This window comes from Jiulongibacter sp. NS-SX5 (assembly GCF_052828545.1).
The window spans coordinates 2,757,455-2,776,662 of sequence record NZ_CM128248.1 but is presented as its reverse complement, the minus strand read 5'-3'; the positions used below and the strand labels follow the sequence as shown (position 1 = coordinate 2,776,662).

Below are 19,208 nucleotides of genomic sequence, written 5' to 3'. Positions count from 1 at the left end.
CTCAAAACTAGTTTCATGAAAAAACTTGGGCTACTCAGCCTCATTTTACTCAGCCACTTTCATATACTTGCCCAGAACCTTAGTCTTAGCGGTTATATAAGGGATGCCAGTAACGGTGAAGGCATGATAGGTGTAAGTATCTATGTCTCTGAGCTCCAAACCGGCGTACAAACGAATGCATACGGATTTTACTCGATAAGTATGCCTGCCGGCAACTATACCTTACAATTAAGCTCCATTGGCTACCAGTCGCTGACAAAAAGAATAGAATTAAAGGAGAGTACTACTTTAGATCTGGAAATGGCTGATGAAACTTCTGTACTCCAGGAGGTTGTGGTTAAGGCAGACAGAGAAGACGCCAACGTCAAAAGCCTTGAAATGTCTGTGAACAAGGTAGCCATGAAAACCATAAAGAAGATGCCCGCCTTTCTAGGTGAAGTAGATGTCATCAGAAGTATTCAATTTCTCCCGGGGGTTTCATCGGTAGGAGAAGGAGCCAGCGGGTTTAATGTAAGAGGTGGCGGAATTGACCAAAATCTAGTTTTACTTGATGAAGCACCAGTATATAACTCTTCTCACCTTTTTGGTTTCTTTTCAGTGTTTAATCCGGATGCCGTAAAAGATGTGAAGCTTATCAAAGGAGGTATACCTTCAAGATATGGGGGTCGGGTATCATCCATTTTGGATGTGAGAATGAAAGAAGGAAACTCTAAAAAACCACAATTCTCAGGAGGCCTGGGTACAATATTCTCCCGGTTCTCTTATGAGAGACCATTCCTGAAAGACAAGGGTTCTTTCATTGTGGCACTTAGAAGATCTTATATTGATATTCTGGCAAAGCCATTTCTAAATGATGATCTCAAAGAATCACGGTTTTACTTTTACGACTTTACTGCCAAGGGCAATTATAAAATCAATAATAATAACACTCTCTTCCTGAGTGGATATTTCGGTAGAGATGTTTTTGGTGCCGACTTTGGTTTTAACTGGGGTAACGCCACCACTTCGCTACGCTGGAATCACGTTTTCAACGACAAGCTTTTTATGAATACTACGGTGTTCTACAGCAATTATGACTACTTGTTAGACTCTGACCTCAGCAATGAAGAAGATCAGGATTCATTTAAATGGGAGTCTAACATACAGAATTATAGTATTAAGCCAGATTTTGAATACTATATCAACCCGAATAACACCTTGTCTTTTGGAGGTCAAAGCATTTATTATCGCTTCAATCCCGGACAAGCGGAAGCCGTATCAAGCGGAGAAACAAGAACTATTGGTTTACCAGATAAATATGCCGTAGAGTCGGGCATTTACATCGGTAATGAGCAGAAAATAAACAGCAGACTTTCACTTCAATATGGAATTAGATACTCCGACTACCGCTATATCGGCGAAGGGAATAAAGTCATACTAGACGAGGCCAACTCTGAACCGGGTGAAAGAAAACCTGTCACGGATATTCAACCGGTAGATAAAGGCGAGCTTATCCAACAATACGGAAACTGGGAACCTCGATTTTCTGCAAATATTGGGCTTGGAAGCAATAGCTCCATCAAGCTAAGTTATAATCGCCTTGCTCAGTATATTCATCTTTTGTCAAACACTACAGCCTCATCACCTTTGGATGTTTGGACACCGAGCAGTAATAATATTAAACCTCAAATAGCAGATCAAGTAGCCTTAGGTTATTTTCAGAACTTTGATAATAACAAATATGAGGCATCTGTAGAGGTCTATTACAAGGAGCTTCAGAACCAAATAGACTACGTAAGAAACGCCGATTTACTGCTTAATCCTGCCGTAGAGGCAGATCTATTAATTGGAGATGGAAGAGCTTACGGGGCTGAGTTTTATTTGAAGAAAAACACCGGCAAGTTTAACGGATGGATTAGCTACACCCTCGCCCGAACGGAACGCCTTGTAGAAGGGCTAAATAATGAAGAATGGTTTCCGGCACGTATTGATAAAATGCACAACCTTTCATTGGTAAGTATTTATGACACCGGTAAGAAATGGACATTCTCGGGCACCTTTAGTTTTGCCTCTGGCACCCCAGCTTCTTTCCCTACCAATAAATACATTTGGCAAGGTGTGGCTCTACCGCATAACTATTACGATACCAGAAACAGCTATAGAATCCCAGCCTCTCACCGACTGGACTTAGCGGCTACTTTGAAAAACAAACACGCCTTCTTCAAAAAAGGAGAAAGCGAGTGGGTTTTCTCTGTGTATAATGTTTATAACAGACGAAACCCATTCTCCGTGTATGTCCGTCAGAATGAGGACAATTTTGCCATGACAGAAGCCGTGAAATACTCTGTTTTTGCGAGTATTCTTCCTGCAGTTACCTATAATTTCAATTTCTAAAAAGACGATGAAGCGAATATTTATATATCTAACTTTTCTGTTTTCAGGGGCTCTTCTAAGTTCCTGTGAAGATGTTATTCAGTTGGACGTTCAGGATGGAGTAGAGCAATTGGTAATCGATGCCTGGTTAACCAATAAGGCTGAGCCACAAATTATCAAATTGTCTTTATCACAGCCCTATTTTGATAATTCTGAACCAACGGCCGTCAATGACGCTACAGTGATTCTTTTTGATGCAGATAGTGTAGCCTATCCTTTTCAAAACATCAACTCAAATGGAGAATATGCCCTTCCTGAAAACTTTGCATCGGCTTTAATAGAAAATAAGCAGTATGCTTTGTATGTCAATTACAGAGATGAAGAATATGCAGCAGTTTCAATATTTAAACCCGTTCCTGCCATTGATTCTATTGCCTATGAGTTTTTTGAATTCCCGATCTCAGGAGATGACAGTACGGAAACCTCAGGATATTTTGCAGAATTTTACGCTAAAGATTTTGAGGAAGAAGGGGATACTTACTGGATAAGAACAACCAAAAACGGAGAGCTAAATATTGACCCTGCTCAAATAGCGATCTCGTACGATGGAGGGTTTTCACCGGGTGGCGGTACCAATGGCTTAACTTTTATTCTGCCTATTCGTCAATCTATCAACGACGGGTTTTATCAACATGGCGACTCCTTAAAAGTGGAGCTTTGGAGTACTACACCAGATGCCTATTTTTACCTGTTACAGGTTCGTCAAGAGTCTGCCAATGGAGGAATTTTTGCAACTCCTCCGGCAAATATTCCTACTAACATTTTTAATCTGAATAGTAATTCTGATCGCAAAGCCCTGGGCTTCTTTGGAATATCACAAGTCAATGAAATGAGTACCGTCATAGACAGCACAAAGGCAAGACCCAGTGAATAGTTAAAGCTTTTCCATTAGATGCAGGAGCATGTTTTTAACTTCATCTGCTTGGGTTTTCTCTGTGTTGAGTTCAATTTGGGCTTCAGCTTTATTATCGAAACGTTTCCTCAACAAATAGATTTTATTGCCAAAACGATCTTCTTTTTGTCCGAAGAGAATCTTGTTTGAATCTATTGATTCATATATGACTCCATCTTCACCGTTTTGTAAGTAATTCTTAAATCTGTTCTCTGAGACTTTATTTTCGATAGCCTTTTCAGAGTTCCAGCCCAAACGAATAAAAAGCTTCTCTTCTTGATGAATAAACTGGCATGCAGACCTTTTCTCATTGAACCCTAAATCCTGGGTAACAATATTTTCGGCATTCCAATCCAAAAGAGCAATTAAATGAGATAGCTCAATGGCTTCACATGCAGGTCTTTTCTTTAAGTCTTCGTTGGCTTGACTACCCTCATTGGAGACTGGAGAACTACATGTCAAACTCATCAGTGAAATAAGTACGAATAATGTTTTCATTTCTAATTAATTATTTGGTTCTGGAGGTAACAAGGTCACTTTGTTCTTCCTGAAGCATTTTTTCAATTTCTGCCAATCTTCTTTCCAAGGCATTGTTTTGTTTTCTTAACTCTTGCTGAGCTTGAATTATATGTGGTATCAATCCCAAATAATTGACCGATAGAAAACCATCTTCATCTTCAATAACCAGCTCGGGGAAATGTTTCTGAACCTCCTGTGCCAAGAGTCCCGTTTGAAGGGATTTATCGCGTTCTGCGGCTTTCCAGTGGTAATTATATGCTTGCAAACCTTCAAGTTTTTTAGAAGAGTTCGTGATTTTGACTAGGTCCTTTTTTAAACGTTGATCAGAATTTTGAGTGAGTGTGCCCGCGATGGTCATATTTCCATTTTCAAAAATGGTGGTAACAGAGGTATTATTTCTATTTCTGAAATAGAAGTTGTCGCCAATTCCCCAGTTTCTAAACTTAAGTCCGGCTGCGTCATAAACAATGTTACCGTATTCTGTAGGGCTAAATTGAAGTCTTAAATGGGCATCCCAGTTATCTGTGCTAGCGTATTGAAGATGTAAATTTGCCTGCGGATCTGTGACATTATAAGTGCCTATGTAGCCGTTTCTCAATACGGTCATAGCATTTGATCGAACTTCATCACTACTTCCATTTCCAATTTGAAAGAGGCGATCAGTAGAAGAAATATTAAATAGGTCAGGACTATCTGATATATCGTTATATGAACCTATTGCCATAGCACTATATGCTTTTGAATGAACCGTGTTTCCTAAGGCAAACGATATCTGGCCGGAAGCCATACTCTGGTTACCCATTGCCGTAGCCCTGCTGTTTAAGGCTTTTGACCCCCAGCCTACCGCAAAAGATGCCTGACCAAAGGCAGATGTTTCCTTTCCTAAAGCCACAGAACTTTCTCCCGTTGCCCTAGACCTGTTACCCATCGCCACGGAGGCGGTACCTGAAGAAACAGCCGAGTCTCCAAATGCTATTGTATGGCTGCCAGCAGAATGCGTCCTGTACCCGCCAGAAATAGAGTGATTGCCTGAAGCTAGAGTTTCTTCACCTATTGAGAATGAAAAAGATCCAGAAGCAATAGTTTTAGCACCAAATGCCATCGAAACGTTTCCTGAGGCTTTCGTATATACACCAAAACTGGATGATCTGAAACCCGTCGCCTGTGAATAAGCTCCAAATGCTGAAGAATTAAATCCTGACGCTTTAGTATTGTAACCAGAAGCAAATGAAAATAAACCTATGCTATCTGCATCCCATGATTTATAATCATCAGCCACTGTTCCTACCCTAAAAGCTGATCGTGAAGGTATCCACATCAATCTGGTTCCATCTCCATTTACTGGTGCCGTAGGTGGGTTTGACACATCATCAGCACTTAAATCAACTACTGTTGGGTTCGCACTCCATAAACCTCCACTGTTGGTGTTCTTCAATTCATTCCCTTCTAAACCGTTAATTTCCCAGTAATTGGATGTGCTGCCACCTTTAGGCAATTCTACCCAATTGGTGTTTTGCATAAACCAGTAGCTATTGGTGCTTGTATCAAAAACCAACATCCCGTTTACCGGATTAGAAAGGGCCGTTCGCTGGGCACTGGTCATTTGAGGAAGGACTGTACCTGGCCCTATTACCGTGCTTTGAGCAAGGGTTATTTCTGATAAACCAACTAAAAATAAAAGGATTAAACACTTGAATCTCATGAATGTAACGTTACGTTTTTGACTATTCCCTACTTCTTAAACCATACAGATGCTTTAGTTTCTTCTCCTCCTTCCTGGGGCTTTATAAACACCACTATCTCATTTTTGCCTGCTGGGAGGCTATCAAATAGGTCGCCCGGAAAAAAGATATTACCTGGAAAGAATAAGTCACCCGGGAACATGACACCTGTTTGTGCTTCTGACTTAAAAAGTACTTTCCCTTGATGCTTTATGGCTGAATAGTATTGAACCTTAACCTTACCGTCACTATTCAGTTGAAATCCTATTAGTTTTTGTTCACTAAACTTTCTTAGATAGGCTTCAGGGTTTTCCTGAAAACTAGCTTGTTGCTTTTCATTTACACGTGGAGTGATTTGAATATTGATACTAAAAGCGACAATTAATAGAGTTAAGAAAATAGTTTTCATTGTTTTTAAAGTTTTAGCCTTTAGTGTCACAGGAAGTCAAAAGGTTAACATCCAGCAATATTTTTTTCTTTATGTTTACTTTCATTGTAAAACAGACACTAAGACTTGAACGAGTTTCAAAAGCTAGCAGAGGCTGACGATCTGGCTCTAGGTAAATTTTATAAGACTAACCGAAAGGACTTTTTGAGGTTTGGTGCCCGCTATGGGCTTCCTGAAGAAGAACTCTTAGATATTTATCAGGATGCCTGTATTGTTTTGATAGAAAATGCTCGCAAGGGAAATTTGAAAAGTCTAAAATCAACAGTCAAAACCTACCTTTTTGGTATCGGTAAGTTTTTGATTTTTAAACGATTCAAGGAAGCTATTTTACAAACCGATGAAACCCCTGAAAAAGCTTTTGACCCGTTCGAAAAACCTAAGATTGATATTCCTTTACAACAGCTGGGAGAAAGATGTAGAGCTATACTCCAACTATTTTATTATCATGAAAAAAAACTTGATGATATCTGTGAAGAACTGGGTTATAAGGACAAAAATGTCCTGAAAAGTCAAAAATCAAGATGTATTGCTCAGTTAAGAGCATTAATGAAGCGGACCAATGGATAAAGAGAAATTACTTGAGCTTGCTTTGCAAAATAAGCTTTCAGAAGCTGAACGCCTGACCTTTGAGCAAATGCTCAAAGAAGATGTAATTCCTAAAAGCCAATATGATTTTGAACGTGAGATTCAGGAAGGGATAAATCAAAAAGAGAGATATAAACTTAAAGAGCTTTTTAAAGAACAGGAAAGAATGCGAGTGTTTCCGCTGTGGGCGAAATGGGCGGCAGCAGCGATGATACTTTTGAGTTTCACTTGGTTTTTATGGCCAAAAAATGATCTGGACAAAAATCTGTACGCTAGTTACTATCAAAAGTTTCCAAACGTAGTGTCGCCTATTACAAGAGGAGAAAACCAAGAAGAAGATGCTTTCAGGGCATATGAAAATGGTGAATATGACAAGGCTCTAGACTTATTGAACCTTAGTGAAGGAGATACTGCTCGGTTTTATCAGAGTATGACGTTACTTGAGCTAAACAGAGATCAGGATGCCATTCGTTTATTAAAAGAGCAGTCCTATGAGTCAATTTTAGATGCCTATCGTCTCTGGTATCTATCCTTGGCATATTTGAAAAACGACCAAAAGGATAAGGCTAAGCCTCTACTTCAAAAGCTTTCTCAGATAGACTTTCCTTTACGCGACAAAGCCGAGGAACTCCTTTTTAAAATAAAATAGCCTGTTATCAGAAGAGTTACTGCTAACAATATGATCCAGGCTTTGTCAACTCCCTTCCTCTTCAATTCCAAGCTTTCCTTTTCCCCATTCAATACATATCCTGCCCAATACCAAGGATGTGTTTTCAACGGGTTATCATTGATAAACTTTCGTTTTGCCTCAGTCAAAGCCTCTTTTTTATCCCTACCCTCAGAGAGGTTCTGATAAAAGTTTGACATAATTTCTGCCGACTCGGTATCTGGTATTTCCCATAAGGTATGCAGTAGAGATCGGCTCCCGGCCAATGTAAGTGCTCTGGATAAACTCATCAATCCTTCTCCAGGTAGTTGCTTGCCATTTCCTGTGTTACATGCACTTAAAACGACCAATTTTGCCGGTATTTGTAGTGCAGAAATTTCGTCAAATGTCAGCTGTCCTCCATCATCAAAAACCAATGCAGAGTTATGGTATTCTGATGAATCTAAACTGGCATGCATGGCCATATGCAAGACCGTATATTCTGGTGAGTTTCGGAGAAAGTTAGCTTTAGTGGCTTGCTTGCCTTTTAAAACTGTGGCCTTGTAAATCTCTTGAAGACCTTCAGCCTCCTGAAAGGTAGACTTCAGCTCCATATATCCATCAGTACTTTTGTAATCTGGTGCCAAAGCCAGTATTTCAGATTTCTGCTTTTGGATTGCTTCAGGTATTCTATAAAACCTTAAATCATCCAAGTAACTGATATTCAAATTATGAATTAAGGGTTTTGAACCCAGGGCTTCAAACGGAAGTTGAGAAAGTAAACCATCCGGCACTATCGTTACATCGGAATTCGTCAGGTTTAATGGTTCAATGAGATTGGAAAATAACCCTTCACCCAGGGTTTTATATTCTTCGTTTCTTAACGAAACGGCCTTGTAAAATGCCTTTATCTCATTTTCAATTGTTTCACGATCACCAAGGTTAATGACTTTTATATCGCCATTTCTTAACTGATAAACCCATAATTCATTTTCCGTGAATAAATACCTTAAAATGGACTGCTGACCTTGAAGTGTTTGAGCTATTTCTGAAACATCAATTTCTTTACGGATCAAATCTGCCCAAGTAGGGTTTAAATTCTCAATCAGTTCAAATTTCTTATTCCACAGGTTTTGTCGATCCTGCTCGGTTTCGGTTGTGCTTAAAGCATATTGAAGCGAGGCAAAATCTTCAAAACTCGAGCCTTGTTGATCAAACTGCCTGTTCAAAAATTTATTCCAAACGTAGCTGGATCTATTGTTTTCAATTTGATTTAATATTGAAATGGATTCTTTAAAGTCTGAATTTGACAACGTTTGATATTGAAGAAGCTCATTAGAAACCGCCTTGAAGTGTTCATTCAGTTCTTCGTCGTAAATACCTTTCGCGTAATAACCCGAAAACATCTGAGAAGACTTTTGAGCAAATATTCCTGCCAGTTTCAACGATTCTTCATCACCCGAATTTTCAAAGTCCCTTCTGAAAACCTCGGCTGAAGTGTATAAAATGTATAACCATCTGTTACTATTCTGACTAAATTCTATGTTTTGAAGCTTATGACTATGAAGTTTATCTCCCAAATAGTTTTCCCACATTTTGGTCAAAAGACCAGTTGCTTTCTGTTGCAAACCTCCACGAGACAAAGCCTGACTTCTTGCTGTAAGTAGCATTAGACCATTTATTTCTAAAGGAGATTCTGAGAGGTAGCTAAAGCTTTGCTTCAGGGTGTTTTCGGCTTTTAAATATTGCTTCCTTTTCAAATAGGTTGCAGCCAGGTTAGATTCGGCCTTCATCTTATTCAAATTCGTTTTTGCAATACCTTTCATTTGAGTAAAAACACGTTCGGCACTTTCATAATCTTTTAATCGAAGTAAACCATAACCCAATGCATCAAGCGTGTAGAATGCGTAATTTGAAAACCTTTCTTTTTCATATTGACTTAAACCTGACTGAAAATCCTCAAAATCTTTCCTCACTCTTTCTATCTCATTGGAAATAGGAAACGAGCGTAAATAATTAGCATCACCCAGGTAAAACCTATACCCGTTCAAAGTTTTTTTAACTCCCTTTAAGCGGCTTTTTGCTGTTTCTCTGACCTCTGTGGCTTTCCTTCTATCTCCGTAGTCAGAGAGAGCCTGCATATAATTCATAAAAATTGAAGAATAATTATCCAGATCGTCAGGGTGGTATTTCTCTATGTACTGAAAAGCTTTCCCGTAGCTCACTCGCTCTAAAGGTTGAATCTGAAGCTCACCATAAACATAAGCCATATCATTATATAAAATGGGGAGGTCTTCATTGCCTAAATCACCGTTTTCCTCTATCAGCTGGATACCTTTCTTGTATGTATCTATCGATTTTTCAAATTCTCCCTCATAGTCTAATAAATAGGCATTTGCATAGTGATATTTAGCCCTCTCTTTAAAGTTTTGAAGCGAGTCTAAGGATATTAAGTTGAATTGTTTTCTAGCAGAATCAACTGATATGTTATCAGCTAAATACAAGATGTCATCTACCGTTTTCTGAAATGTAGAATCGACGGAATTGTTAATTGATGAAACCTTCTCAGAAGTCACTTCTCTCGACTTAGTTTGACAAGCCAAAACAGTGAAAATACTGACCGTCAAACAGGCAGCTTTGAAGAAATTGTGGCCTTTGAAGAAATTCAAAATGGTGATCTTAGCAACTCTTTAGATTAACTAATTACTGCACTTTCTTTCTTTTTATCAATTTGACGTAATTTTACGGTCAAATAAAACTCACTTATGCCAAGTCCAAACTGGAAGATTGCCAAAGAATACGAAGACATCACCTACAAAAAAGCCGATGGCGTAGCCAGAATTGCATTTAACCGACCAGAAGTAAGAAATGCATTCAGACCAAAGACCGTTTTTGAGCTAATTGACGCTTTTGAAGATGCTCGAAACGACGGTGAGATTGGCGTAGTTCTTTTAAGTGGAGAAGGTCCATCCTCAAAAGACGGAGGTTGGGCTTTTTGTAGTGGCGGAGATCAGAATGCCCGTGGCAAAGATGGATATAAAGACGAAGTGGGTGTAGGTAGACTTAATATTCTGGATGTACAACGTCAGATTCGTTTTATGACCAAACCGGTAATAGCTGTGGTACCCGGCTGGGCTGTAGGTGGTGGTCATAGTTTACATGTGGTTTGTGATATGACATTGGCAAGTAAAGAGCATGCGATTTTCAAACAAACTGATGCCAATGTAGCCAGTTATGACGCAGGTTATGGATCGGCTTACCTGGCCCGCCAGGTAGGTCAAAAAAGAGCCCGTGAAATCTTCTTTTTGGGCGATAATTATTCTGCTCAGGAGGCTTTTGAAATGGGGATGGTAAATGCTGTTGTTCCACATGAAACACTAGAACAAACCGCTTTTGAGTGGGCACAGAAGATCCTAGAAAAGAGCCCGATGGCTATCAGAATGCTGAAATATGCCTTCAATATGATAGATGACGGACTGGTAGGACAGCAAATCTTTGCAGGCGAAGCTACTCGCCTGGGTTATATGACCGATGAAGCACGTGAAGGCCGTGATGCATTCTTGGAGAAGCGTAGACCTGAGTTTGAGAAATTTCCGAAGTATTCTTAAAACTAGAGTTTAAGTTTCTTCTTCTGTCTTTTTGAAAGTTCTTCAGAAATAATATCTGGATTTAGATATTGTTTGTATTCTTCGTTTTTCTTTAAAACTCCAAAAAACTCTCCGTTATTGGCTGTAAACTTAAGAGGAACTCCTACATACGGGCTTTTTTTGCCGATATCTGGTGATCTAAGAATCGAATTGCTTAAATAATAAACCTGTAATTGAAGATTATTTTTTAATTCAGCATCCTTAAATGCAGCAAGTGGTTGACCAGGTATTACAAATTCACCTTCTTTAATCATCATATCCACCGGGGCAGTAATGGTGTACTTAGCGATAGTGCCATCCTTATGCTGAATAGTTATTTTATTTCTTCCAGATTGATAAATTGTTTCACGTGACTCTTCTACTTTCAAAATATTCACGACTTCAAGTACTTGGCCTGCTCTTACAGCACAAATTGAGTCTTTACCCCTAAAAGTAAATCCAATAGCAAAAAAGCTTGACCCTTTATCCTTTACAATTTCAAGATCTGAAATATCCCTAACGCTAAATACCTTAATATCGGTATTTTCTGAAGTAGGAAGAACATATTTAAAGTTCTCATCTGGTGATTTTCTTAAAGAAGCACCATCAAATACTGAATAATTATATCTAGCAGATTGACCGGTATAATCTGGTATCTTTTTTAGTCTTAAAATTTCTTTCTTTCCAGGTCCGACTGTGGCAATGAATATTTTATTACTTACCCTTCTGGCTTCAAAACCTCTTAAAGTAGTGAACTTGAGTTTAACCGTATTTTGACCTGTTTTTTGGCTATTTGTATAAATACTAAGTGATTGATCTGGATTCCATTCTGAATTAACCTTGATTTCTCCATCCTGAGCAAAAGAATAAAAACAAACCAACAAGAAGGAAACTAAGAATAGTGTGGATTTAAACATATTTTCGAATTAGTAGACCCGAAAATATAGATCAACATTAAAGGATCAAAATAGAATTTTATCAGATTCTATTTTTCTAGGCTATATAAACCGTCTTCACGTTCACAAATTCACGAATACCATAATGTGATAATTCACGACCAAAACCACTGATTTTGATACCTCCAAATGGTAAGCGAGGATCAGATTTTACGTATTGATTCACAAACGATGAACCAGCCTCTAACTCATTTTTGGCAATACGCTCTCCTCTACTCAGGTCTGACGTGAAAACGCCGCTTCCCAGGCCAAATTTTGAGTCGTTTGCTATCTCTATAGCTTCTTGCTCGTTTGAGGCTCTTATAACACTTGCTACGGGCCCAAAAAGCTCTTCTTCATAGGCAGGCATTCCTTGTTTTACATCCGTCAATATAGTAGCCGGATAATATGCTCCAGGCAAATCTGGTATTTCTCCACCGATAAGTATTTTGGCTCCTTTTTTCACACTCTCCTGTACTTGTTCATGCAGTTCATCTCGAAGGTCTGTTCTGGCCATCGGAGCTAGTGTAGTTTCCTTTTTGGTAGGGTCGCCCAAAACAGCCTCGGCCATTTTTGATCTGAATTTTTGAAGAAATTCGTCGTAAACTTTGTCTATAACAATGAATCTTTTGGCTCCAATACAACTCTGTCCGCTATTCAATAATCTGCTTTCCGCACATTTCTCAGCAGCAAGGTCTAAATCGGCATTTTCCAAAATTAAATAAGCATCTGAGCCACCCAACTCTAATACGGCTTTCTTAATGTTTTGTGCTGCTTTAGATGCTACAGCTGCTCCGGCTTTCTCACTTCCGGTAAGTGTAACTGCCTTAATAATAGGATTTTCTATCAGTTTTTCCACTTGCTTTCCACTTATCCACAAGTTTGTAAACAAGTGTTTTGGAAAGCCGGCTTCCTCAAAAACCTCCTGAATTAGCTCGGCAGAGTGAGGTACATTGCTGGCATGCTTTAAGACTGCTACATTACCCGCCATAAGAGCAGGAGCCGCAAAACGAAAAACTTGCCAGAATGGAAAATTCCAAGGCATTACAGCCAATATGACACCCATCGGCTGGAAACTGACAAAACTCTTAGAAGCATCACTTTCAATCATCTCATCTTGTAGAAACTGCTCCGCATTGTCTGCATAATACTCACATACCCAAGCACATTTCTCTACCTCAGCTTCGGCAGAAGACAGCGTTTTGCCCATTTCCTGAGTCATGATGGCGGCGTACTTTATTTTATTGGACCTTAAAACCTCAGCAGCCTTTTTCATTCGTTCTGAACGCTCCTGAAACTCCGTTTTTTTCCATTTTTGAAAAGTATTTTCAGCCTTCTCTAAGACTTCTTTAGCTTCTGCATCTGTAGCAAGAGTGTATTCTTTGATGGGTTGATTAGTAGCCGGGTTTATACTTGTGATTGTCATTTATAGCTCTATTTATTGATAAAACATTTCGTTCTTTTTCCAGTTCACTGAAAACTGATGTATTCACTTGGGTGTGATTAAAATATCATTCCTATATTTAGTTTTTACACAAGAAGAACAGGCAAATCCTGATGGAAGAACAGAATTTATATACAGCCGAACAGCTGGAAAATGCATCCACGAGGTCAGAATTGATCAAGATTGCTAAGGAAAATGATATTAAGATCAAGAAAACACTTCGTAAACTTCGGTACGAAGATGAACTGAAGCAATTACAAGCTGAGCTGGTGGATCTTCAGCAATGGGTCATGAAAAACAAAAAGAGAGTGGCTATTCTTTTTGAAGGTAGAGATGCCGCCGGAAAAGGAGGATCTATCAAGCGTTTTGTGGAACATCTTAACCCAAGAGCTATGCGGGTAGTTGCTCTTAATAAACCTACCGAGGTAGAGAAAGGGCAATGGTATTTTAGAAGATACATCAAAGAGCTTCCTGAACCGGGAGAAATCGTGTTTTTTGACCGAAGTTGGTATAACAGAGCCGTGGTAGAGCCAGTCATGGGCTTTTGTACTGAAGAACAGTACAAACGATTTATGATTCAGGTACCTGAATTTGAACATATGCTTTACGAAGATGGTGTTCATATCATCAAATTTTGGTTCTCCATTTCAAAAGAAGAACAACAAAAGCGTTTTGAATCTCGGATGGAAAACCCATTGAAACAATGGAAATTTAGCCCTGTAGACATGAAAGGTCAGGAACTATGGGACAAATACACTTACTATAAAGAGGAGATGTTCTCAAACACGCATACATCATTTAGTCCGTGGATAGTGGTCAAAACCAATGATAAAAAAACTGCCAGGCTGGAAAGCATCAAGTATGTACTTTCAAAGTTTGATTATAGCCGTAGAAATAGCTCAAAAGCCCATTTATTTCCTGATCCTAACGTGATTATGAGGTATTTCAGAAATGTAGAACAGATTGATAAATAAGGATATGAAATTAAGCGAAGAAGACGTAAAAATATTGAATTCAAAAGAAGGCCTGAGAAGGATTCTGATGAACAAAAAAGTCAATCTGGAAAGGGCTTTACGCCTTGCCAATTATGATCATAAGCTCAAGGAATTACAGACTGAACTTATCAAGCTTCAAACCTGGGTAATCAATAATAATAAAAAGGTTGTAATCATATTTGAAGGAAGAGATGCCGCAGGTAAAGGTGGAGCCATCAGAAGGTTTACGGCCTATATTAACCCAAGAAGATACCGTGTGGTAGCCTTGCCAAAACCCACGATCGAGGAAGAAGGTCAATGGTATTTCCAACGCTATGTGAATCACCTTCCCAGACCAGGAGAAATAGTGTTTTTTGACCGAAGCTGGTATAACAGAGCTGTCGTGGAGCCTGTAAATGACTTCTGTACACAAGAACAGTACGAGCGTTTTATGAGCCAGGTCAATGATTTTGAAAAAATGGTGCAGTCAAGCGATACCTACCTGATTAAACTATACTTCTCCATTACCAAAGAAGAGCAGGAAGAACGTTTTGAGGAAATCAAATCAGACCCTTTAAAACGCTGGAAAATCACTCCTGTAGACCTGAGAGCACAGGAATTATGGGATAAATACACGGAATACAAAGAGAAAATGTTTGAAGTAACAAACACTGAAAATGCACCGTGGACCATCATCAAAGCCAATAAGAAAACAGAGGCCCGAATCTCAGCCTTAAGCCATATTCTGGAGACTATTCCTTACGAATAGTCTTCTTATTTGCGTAGCATATTCAAAAGACTGGCTAGTTTATCTTTGAGATCTTTACGATCTACAATGAAATCTAAAAAGCCATGTTCAAGAACAAATTCTGCCGTTTGGAACCCTTTAGGTAAGTCTTTACCTATAGTTTCTTTAATAATTCTAGGTCCTGCAAAACCAATTAGCGAACCCGGCTCTGCTATATTGAAATCTCCCAACATGGCAAAAGAAGCCGTAACACCACCAGTAGTCGGATCTGTTAATAAGGAGATATAAGGAATTTTAGCTTCGTCTAATAGAGCAAGTTTAGCCGATGTTTTGGCCATTTGCATTAATGAATAACCTGCTTCCATCATTCGGGCACCACCTGACTTTGAAATCATAAGGAAAGGAATTCCTTTCTTCAGGGAATTGTCAATACCTCTGGCAATCTTCTCTCCTACTACAGAGCCCATAGAACCACCGATAAAACCAAAATCCATGCAGCAAACGGTGATGTCTTTTCCATGCATTTTGCCAGTAGCAGTACGACAAGCGTCTTTAAGGCCAGACTTCTTCTCTGTGTTCGTTATACGATCCGGGTAAGCCTTGGTATCTACAAACTCCAAAGGATCTCCGGATCTCATATCAGCATCTAACTCCTTGAATTCACCTTTATCAAAAAGCAGTTTAAAATAGGCTTCAGAGCCTATTTTATCGTGATAATTACAATGCAAACAGGTATAGGCGTTTGTTCTGTGTTCGCGGGTATGCATTACCTGCTTACACTCAGAACACTGATGCCAAAGACCATCCGGTGCCTCTCTTTTAAGCTCGGTTGGGGTGTTAATTCCTTTTGTTTTTCGTTGAAACCAAGACATAGACTTGCTTTTCGAATTTAATTAGAGGGCAAATATAGGAAGAAAGTCTGCACCACTTAAGTACAGACTTTATTTTCGAACCGGAGGTATTGTTTACGAGGTATCGTAAGAAATACAGTTCTTTTGTTATCAGGAAGTTAGTTTTTTGACGTAAGTCCGAATCCTAGAGTTCTACATCATCTTTAAAGTAGACTGTACCCTGTACACCCCCGTAATATATAATCTTTGCCCTACCCTGCTTTTTACCATTGACGTATCTCACAAAAAGGCGGTCGCCATTGCGATAGTAATAAATGGCCTGGTCATCGTGCATGATATTATTCTTAAACTTACCGACATAACGATCGCCATTTTTAAAGAAATAGGTCCCATAACCATGATAAGAGCTGCCGGAGAAATCTCCCTCAAACTTCTTTAGACCATCGGCGTAATATTCTACTCCATGACCGTTTCTTCTACCATTTTTCCAGTTACCAGCGTATTTTTCATAGGTTCTGTGATTTACCGCTACCCCAAAACCATTCCCACAGTTTCCTTCTATACAGCCCGTTCTAACTTTCTTAACAGGTGTTTTTATTTCGGGCTTTTCTACCACCACAGGCTCAATTTTAGGGCGATCAATTTCTCTTTCACGCACTTCCGGCTGGCTTTCTTTTACCGTTTCCGGCTCTGCATTAACTCTAGGATATAGGGCCTTTGCTTTATTATAACCTGTTTTTATTGAAGCCAGTCTTTTTCTTCTCGGAGGATGGCTACCCGTGTCATAATCAGTAGTTAATTTCCAGATGGCCGATTGAGCCTCTTTAAGACTTGCTCCCATCTGATACATCACGAAACCGGAAAACTCATCGGCCTCAAGCTCCCTTTCCGGGTCAGAACCTCCATATTTAAGCGTATGACCTTGTAAATGGTGCCCTATTTCATGTGCCAGAACACTCATGGCACCCCAGTCTGTTTTTGCCAGACTATTGACCCTTCTCATAAAACTTCCGTCATAAACGATTAATCGTTCACCGTTTCGTGTGGCTGCAAAGCAATTGTCAATATTCGGACATTCCATGACATAGAAATTCTGCTTCAATCCAGATCTACTCACGATTTTCTCAACTGCTCGTTGTGCTTCTGGTCTGGTTCTGTAGCCAAGAAGGTCACAAATAGCTTTTTCATTGATTTTATTGCTGGTATAACTACAGGCAAAAGTCACTGTGGAATCCTGAGCCATAGATGTAAAAGCCGTCAGGACAGTAAATAGACTTAAAGCAGCTTTTCTGAAGGAGGTCATAAGAAGGAGGTCTGATTTAAATGCACCTTTTCAACGAGCCTTTCTCCTGATTTAGTATAAAGGAATTGAAGTCCCGATTTAGAAAACGAAGTCGCCTCTGAGTTCTCTGTACTTTTTCCGTGCCATTGCACTATAAATACTACCCGGAAACTCAGCTAAAATCTGCCTGTAAAGCTGCATAGACTTTTCATTGTCTTTCAGGTTTTCATCATAGATTTTGGCCTTCATATAAAGGGCGTCATCTGCCAGTATATCATATTTATAGTTATCCAGGATACCATCAAAATCGTTTAGAGCCTTTTCCAGATGATCTATTTTATAGTGTGTATTGCCACGCAACCACAGAATTTCATCGGCAAGTGAATGTGACTTGTACAGTTCGAAAATAGAATCTAAAGCCACTAAGGCTTTTTCTGTTTTATTCTGAAAAATTAGCAGATCTACAGCGGCATATGCTTTCATAGCGGCATCTGTGGTATCCAAGCCTATATTATCCTGAATGAGCAGACTCAAATGCATAGCATCGTTCGCAATTTCTCTTGTAGTGGCCTTTTTAAGAATATCTAAAACTTCTTTTGAAAGCTCAAATTCACCGGTGTAATAGTACATTTTGGCATTTTTAAGCTTTGCTATTTCTGCCAGATGATCCTCTTTTTGAGATTTTTCCACCTGCATATATAACAAAGTGGCCTCCCACGGTTCGTCTTTCAGGATATAAATATCTCCCAGGTCCAACTTGCACAGATCTTTAAAATCCTGATTAGAACCTGCTTGAGATATTGCTTCATTCAGGATGTTGATAGCTTTTTCATGGTCATCCAGATAGAAAGCATGAAGCAATGCCATATTCCTTAAGGCGTCCATGGTCTTGGTAGTTCTCCCAAGATCATCCAGAAGATTTTCGTACTGTTGAATAAGGCCTATAATATCCTCTCTATTGAGCGGAAAAGTATTTTTGATGATTTGCTCTCTGCACTGAATGTTAAGCCTTCTAGCATAGGCATAATAGTCTGCAGCGGGGTACTCTGCCATTATATACTCATACATTCTGGCCGCGTCTCGGTATTGACTATTGCTGTAAGCAAGATTAGCCAGCTCATAAATCTTAATTCCGTTTAAAGCGAGACGTCTGTCAAGAGCCCTTGCTTGAGTAAAAGCTCTTCTAAAATCACCTTGCTGAACAAAATGCCATATCAAAATCTCGTTATAGTATGTTGAACCAGGATTTTCTTGGATACGCGTGTATAAAAGACGCTCCAGCATCGTAATCTCCTCCTCGTCCTTGATATTATCTTGGATAGTCCTCTGTACATAATCAGATTGAGGATGACTTATTCCATAAGAGAAAACCTCTTCCAGCATTTCTTGCTTTTTACCTGCATAGAGGTATGCCCTGGCTAATTGAATATTATGTTTATCAGGAGAATTGGATAGCTCTCTTGACCTTAATAATAAATCAATCAAAACATCCATTTTATTGGTCCGATAAAGAAAGCTTTGTAACTGATACACATAAGCGTCTTTAGCAGCTGCAGTTTCTACAAGTTCATGATAAGCTTCCTCGGCGGTTTCTGTATCACCTGATTGCTCATATAAATAGGCCAAATCCGCCCTGTAAACGATCAAGGTAGGGAAATCCTTTACTTCCTTTTTTAAGTACTCCTCAGCCTCTTTAAATTGCTTTAAACGCACAAGAGTTTTATAGAAGTTATCATGTATACTCCTACTATTCTGTTTATCCCTGCTTAGCTTTTTATAGAGCTCCGCCGCCTTCTCAAATTCACCCTGATTAAAATATTCATGAGCCAGTTCCAGATCCTGAGAAAAACTCAAGCCGCCGCAGATCAAAACTATTATTAGTGTGTTTAGGAATCTCATATAAAATAAAAATAAGGATATTATTTATTTATTGTTTTTAACTATTACTCCTGTGGATTTGTGATTAAATATTTCTATTGATTTTCTTGCTTCCAGTAGTTGTGAATTTCTGTGTAGGTTTTCGTGAATAAGTTTAGAAGTAATACACATTTAATCTTTTGATTCTCTGTAATTTATTGAGTTCTCCACTGTTTCTTGGATTTAACAATTACTTCATATTGCCTTT

General features: G+C 39.0%; 16 protein-coding genes. 7 read left to right on the top strand and 9 right to left on the bottom strand.

The window, feature by feature from the left end:
- Positions 1 to 15 precede the first annotated feature (15 nt).
- Both ACUXV0_RS12295 and ACUXV0_RS12290 read left to right on the top strand, forming a co-directional pair.
- Positions 16 to 2,373: a TonB-dependent receptor gene (locus tag ACUXV0_RS12295; RefSeq protein WP_446189856.1), complete on the top strand. Its 2,358-nt coding sequence runs from the start codon at positions 16 to 18 to the stop codon at positions 2,371 to 2,373.
- Positions 2,374 to 2,380: 7 nt separating this feature from the next.
- Positions 2,381 to 3,286 carry a DUF4249 domain-containing protein gene (locus ACUXV0_RS12290; protein WP_446189855.1) on the top strand — a complete coding sequence of 302 codons (906 nt, stop codon included), beginning with the start codon at positions 2,381 to 2,383 and terminating at the stop codon, positions 3,284 to 3,286.
- Here the strand turns inward: ACUXV0_RS12290 and ACUXV0_RS12285 are convergent, their stop codons facing one another.
- The 3 genes from ACUXV0_RS12285 to ACUXV0_RS12275 are packed head-to-tail and all read right to left on the bottom strand — an operon-like array spanning position 3,287 to position 5,953.
- The gene (locus ACUXV0_RS12285; protein WP_446189854.1) at positions 3,287 to 3,802 is read right to left on the bottom strand and encodes a hypothetical protein; all 516 of its coding nucleotides are present in this window, start codon (positions 3,800 to 3,802) and stop codon (positions 3,287 to 3,289) included.
- Between the two features lie 10 nt (positions 3,803 to 3,812).
- Complete coding sequence (locus tag ACUXV0_RS12280) at positions 3,813 to 5,525, bottom strand: tail fiber domain-containing protein (protein WP_446189853.1); 1,713 nt, start codon at positions 5,523 to 5,525, stop codon at positions 3,813 to 3,815.
- Between the two features lie 29 nt (positions 5,526 to 5,554).
- Entirely contained in the window at positions 5,555 to 5,953 is a 399-nt protein-coding gene (locus tag ACUXV0_RS12275; protein WP_446189852.1) for a hypothetical protein, read from the bottom strand.
- Between the two features lie 105 nt (positions 5,954 to 6,058).
- Here ACUXV0_RS12275 and ACUXV0_RS12270 point away from each other — a divergent pair, with 105 nt between their 5' ends.
- On the top strand, positions 6,059 to 6,559 hold the full coding sequence (locus tag ACUXV0_RS12270; protein ID WP_446189851.1) for an RNA polymerase sigma factor: 501 nt from the start codon (positions 6,059 to 6,061) through the stop codon (positions 6,557 to 6,559).
- Positions 6,552 to 7,226, top strand: a complete 675-nt coding sequence (locus ACUXV0_RS12265) for a hypothetical protein (RefSeq protein ID WP_446189850.1) — start codon at positions 6,552 to 6,554, stop codon at positions 7,224 to 7,226. The genes ACUXV0_RS12270 and ACUXV0_RS12265 overlap by 8 nt, the downstream gene beginning before the upstream one ends.
- On the opposite strand, the gene ACUXV0_RS12260 is transcribed toward ACUXV0_RS12265, so the two are convergent.
- The gene (locus ACUXV0_RS12260) at positions 7,169 to 9,892 is read right to left on the bottom strand and encodes a CHAT domain-containing protein (RefSeq protein ID WP_446189849.1); all 2,724 of its coding nucleotides are present in this window, start codon (positions 9,890 to 9,892) and stop codon (positions 7,169 to 7,171) included. The two genes, ACUXV0_RS12265 and ACUXV0_RS12260, sit on opposite strands and share 58 nt — an antisense overlap.
- Before the next feature lie 96 nt (positions 9,893 to 9,988).
- Between ACUXV0_RS12260 and ACUXV0_RS12255 the strand changes: the two genes are divergently transcribed.
- Complete coding sequence (locus tag ACUXV0_RS12255) at positions 9,989 to 10,831, top strand: 1,4-dihydroxy-2-naphthoyl-CoA synthase (RefSeq protein ID WP_446189848.1); 843 nt, start codon at positions 9,989 to 9,991, stop codon at positions 10,829 to 10,831.
- A 2-nt stretch (positions 10,832 to 10,833) separates the two neighbouring features.
- Here ACUXV0_RS12255 and ACUXV0_RS12250 read toward each other — a convergent pair whose 3' ends face one another.
- Positions 10,834 to 11,766, bottom strand: a complete 933-nt coding sequence (locus tag ACUXV0_RS12250; RefSeq protein WP_446189847.1) for a hypothetical protein — start codon at positions 11,764 to 11,766, stop codon at positions 10,834 to 10,836.
- Positions 11,767 to 11,842: 76 nt separating this feature from the next.
- Positions 11,843 to 13,210 carry an NAD-dependent succinate-semialdehyde dehydrogenase gene (locus ACUXV0_RS12245; protein WP_446189846.1) on the bottom strand — a complete coding sequence of 456 codons (1,368 nt, stop codon included), beginning with the start codon at positions 13,208 to 13,210 and terminating at the stop codon, positions 11,843 to 11,845.
- 131 nt (positions 13,211 to 13,341) lie between these two features.
- On the opposite strand from ACUXV0_RS12245, the gene ppk2 (ACUXV0_RS12240) reads away from it, so the two are divergent.
- Positions 13,342 to 14,202 carry a polyphosphate kinase 2 gene (gene ppk2 / locus ACUXV0_RS12240; RefSeq protein WP_446189845.1) on the top strand — a complete coding sequence of 287 codons (861 nt, stop codon included), beginning with the start codon at positions 13,342 to 13,344 and terminating at the stop codon, positions 14,200 to 14,202.
- Positions 14,203 to 14,206: 4 nt separating this feature from the next.
- On the top strand, positions 14,207 to 14,971 hold the full coding sequence (ppk2, locus tag ACUXV0_RS12235; RefSeq protein ID WP_446189844.1) for a polyphosphate kinase 2: 765 nt from the start codon (positions 14,207 to 14,209) through the stop codon (positions 14,969 to 14,971).
- Positions 14,972 to 14,976: 5 nt separating this feature from the next.
- Here ppk2 (ACUXV0_RS12235) and accD read toward each other — a convergent pair whose 3' ends face one another.
- The 3 genes from accD to ACUXV0_RS12220 all read right to left on the bottom strand — a co-directional run bounded on the left by accD (position 14,977) and on the right by ACUXV0_RS12220 (position 18,982).
- Positions 14,977 to 15,822, bottom strand: a complete 846-nt coding sequence (gene accD, locus ACUXV0_RS12230) for an acetyl-CoA carboxylase, carboxyltransferase subunit beta (RefSeq protein WP_446189843.1) — start codon at positions 15,820 to 15,822, stop codon at positions 14,977 to 14,979.
- Between the two features lie 163 nt (positions 15,823 to 15,985).
- Positions 15,986 to 17,104: an MORN repeat-containing protein gene (locus ACUXV0_RS12225; RefSeq protein WP_446189842.1), complete on the bottom strand. Its 1,119-nt coding sequence runs from the start codon at positions 17,102 to 17,104 to the stop codon at positions 15,986 to 15,988.
- 78 nt (positions 17,105 to 17,182) lie between these two features.
- On the bottom strand, positions 17,183 to 18,982 hold the full coding sequence (locus tag ACUXV0_RS12220) for a tetratricopeptide repeat protein (protein WP_446189841.1): 1,800 nt from the start codon (positions 18,980 to 18,982) through the stop codon (positions 17,183 to 17,185).
- Between the last annotated feature and the right edge of the window lie 226 nt (positions 18,983 to 19,208).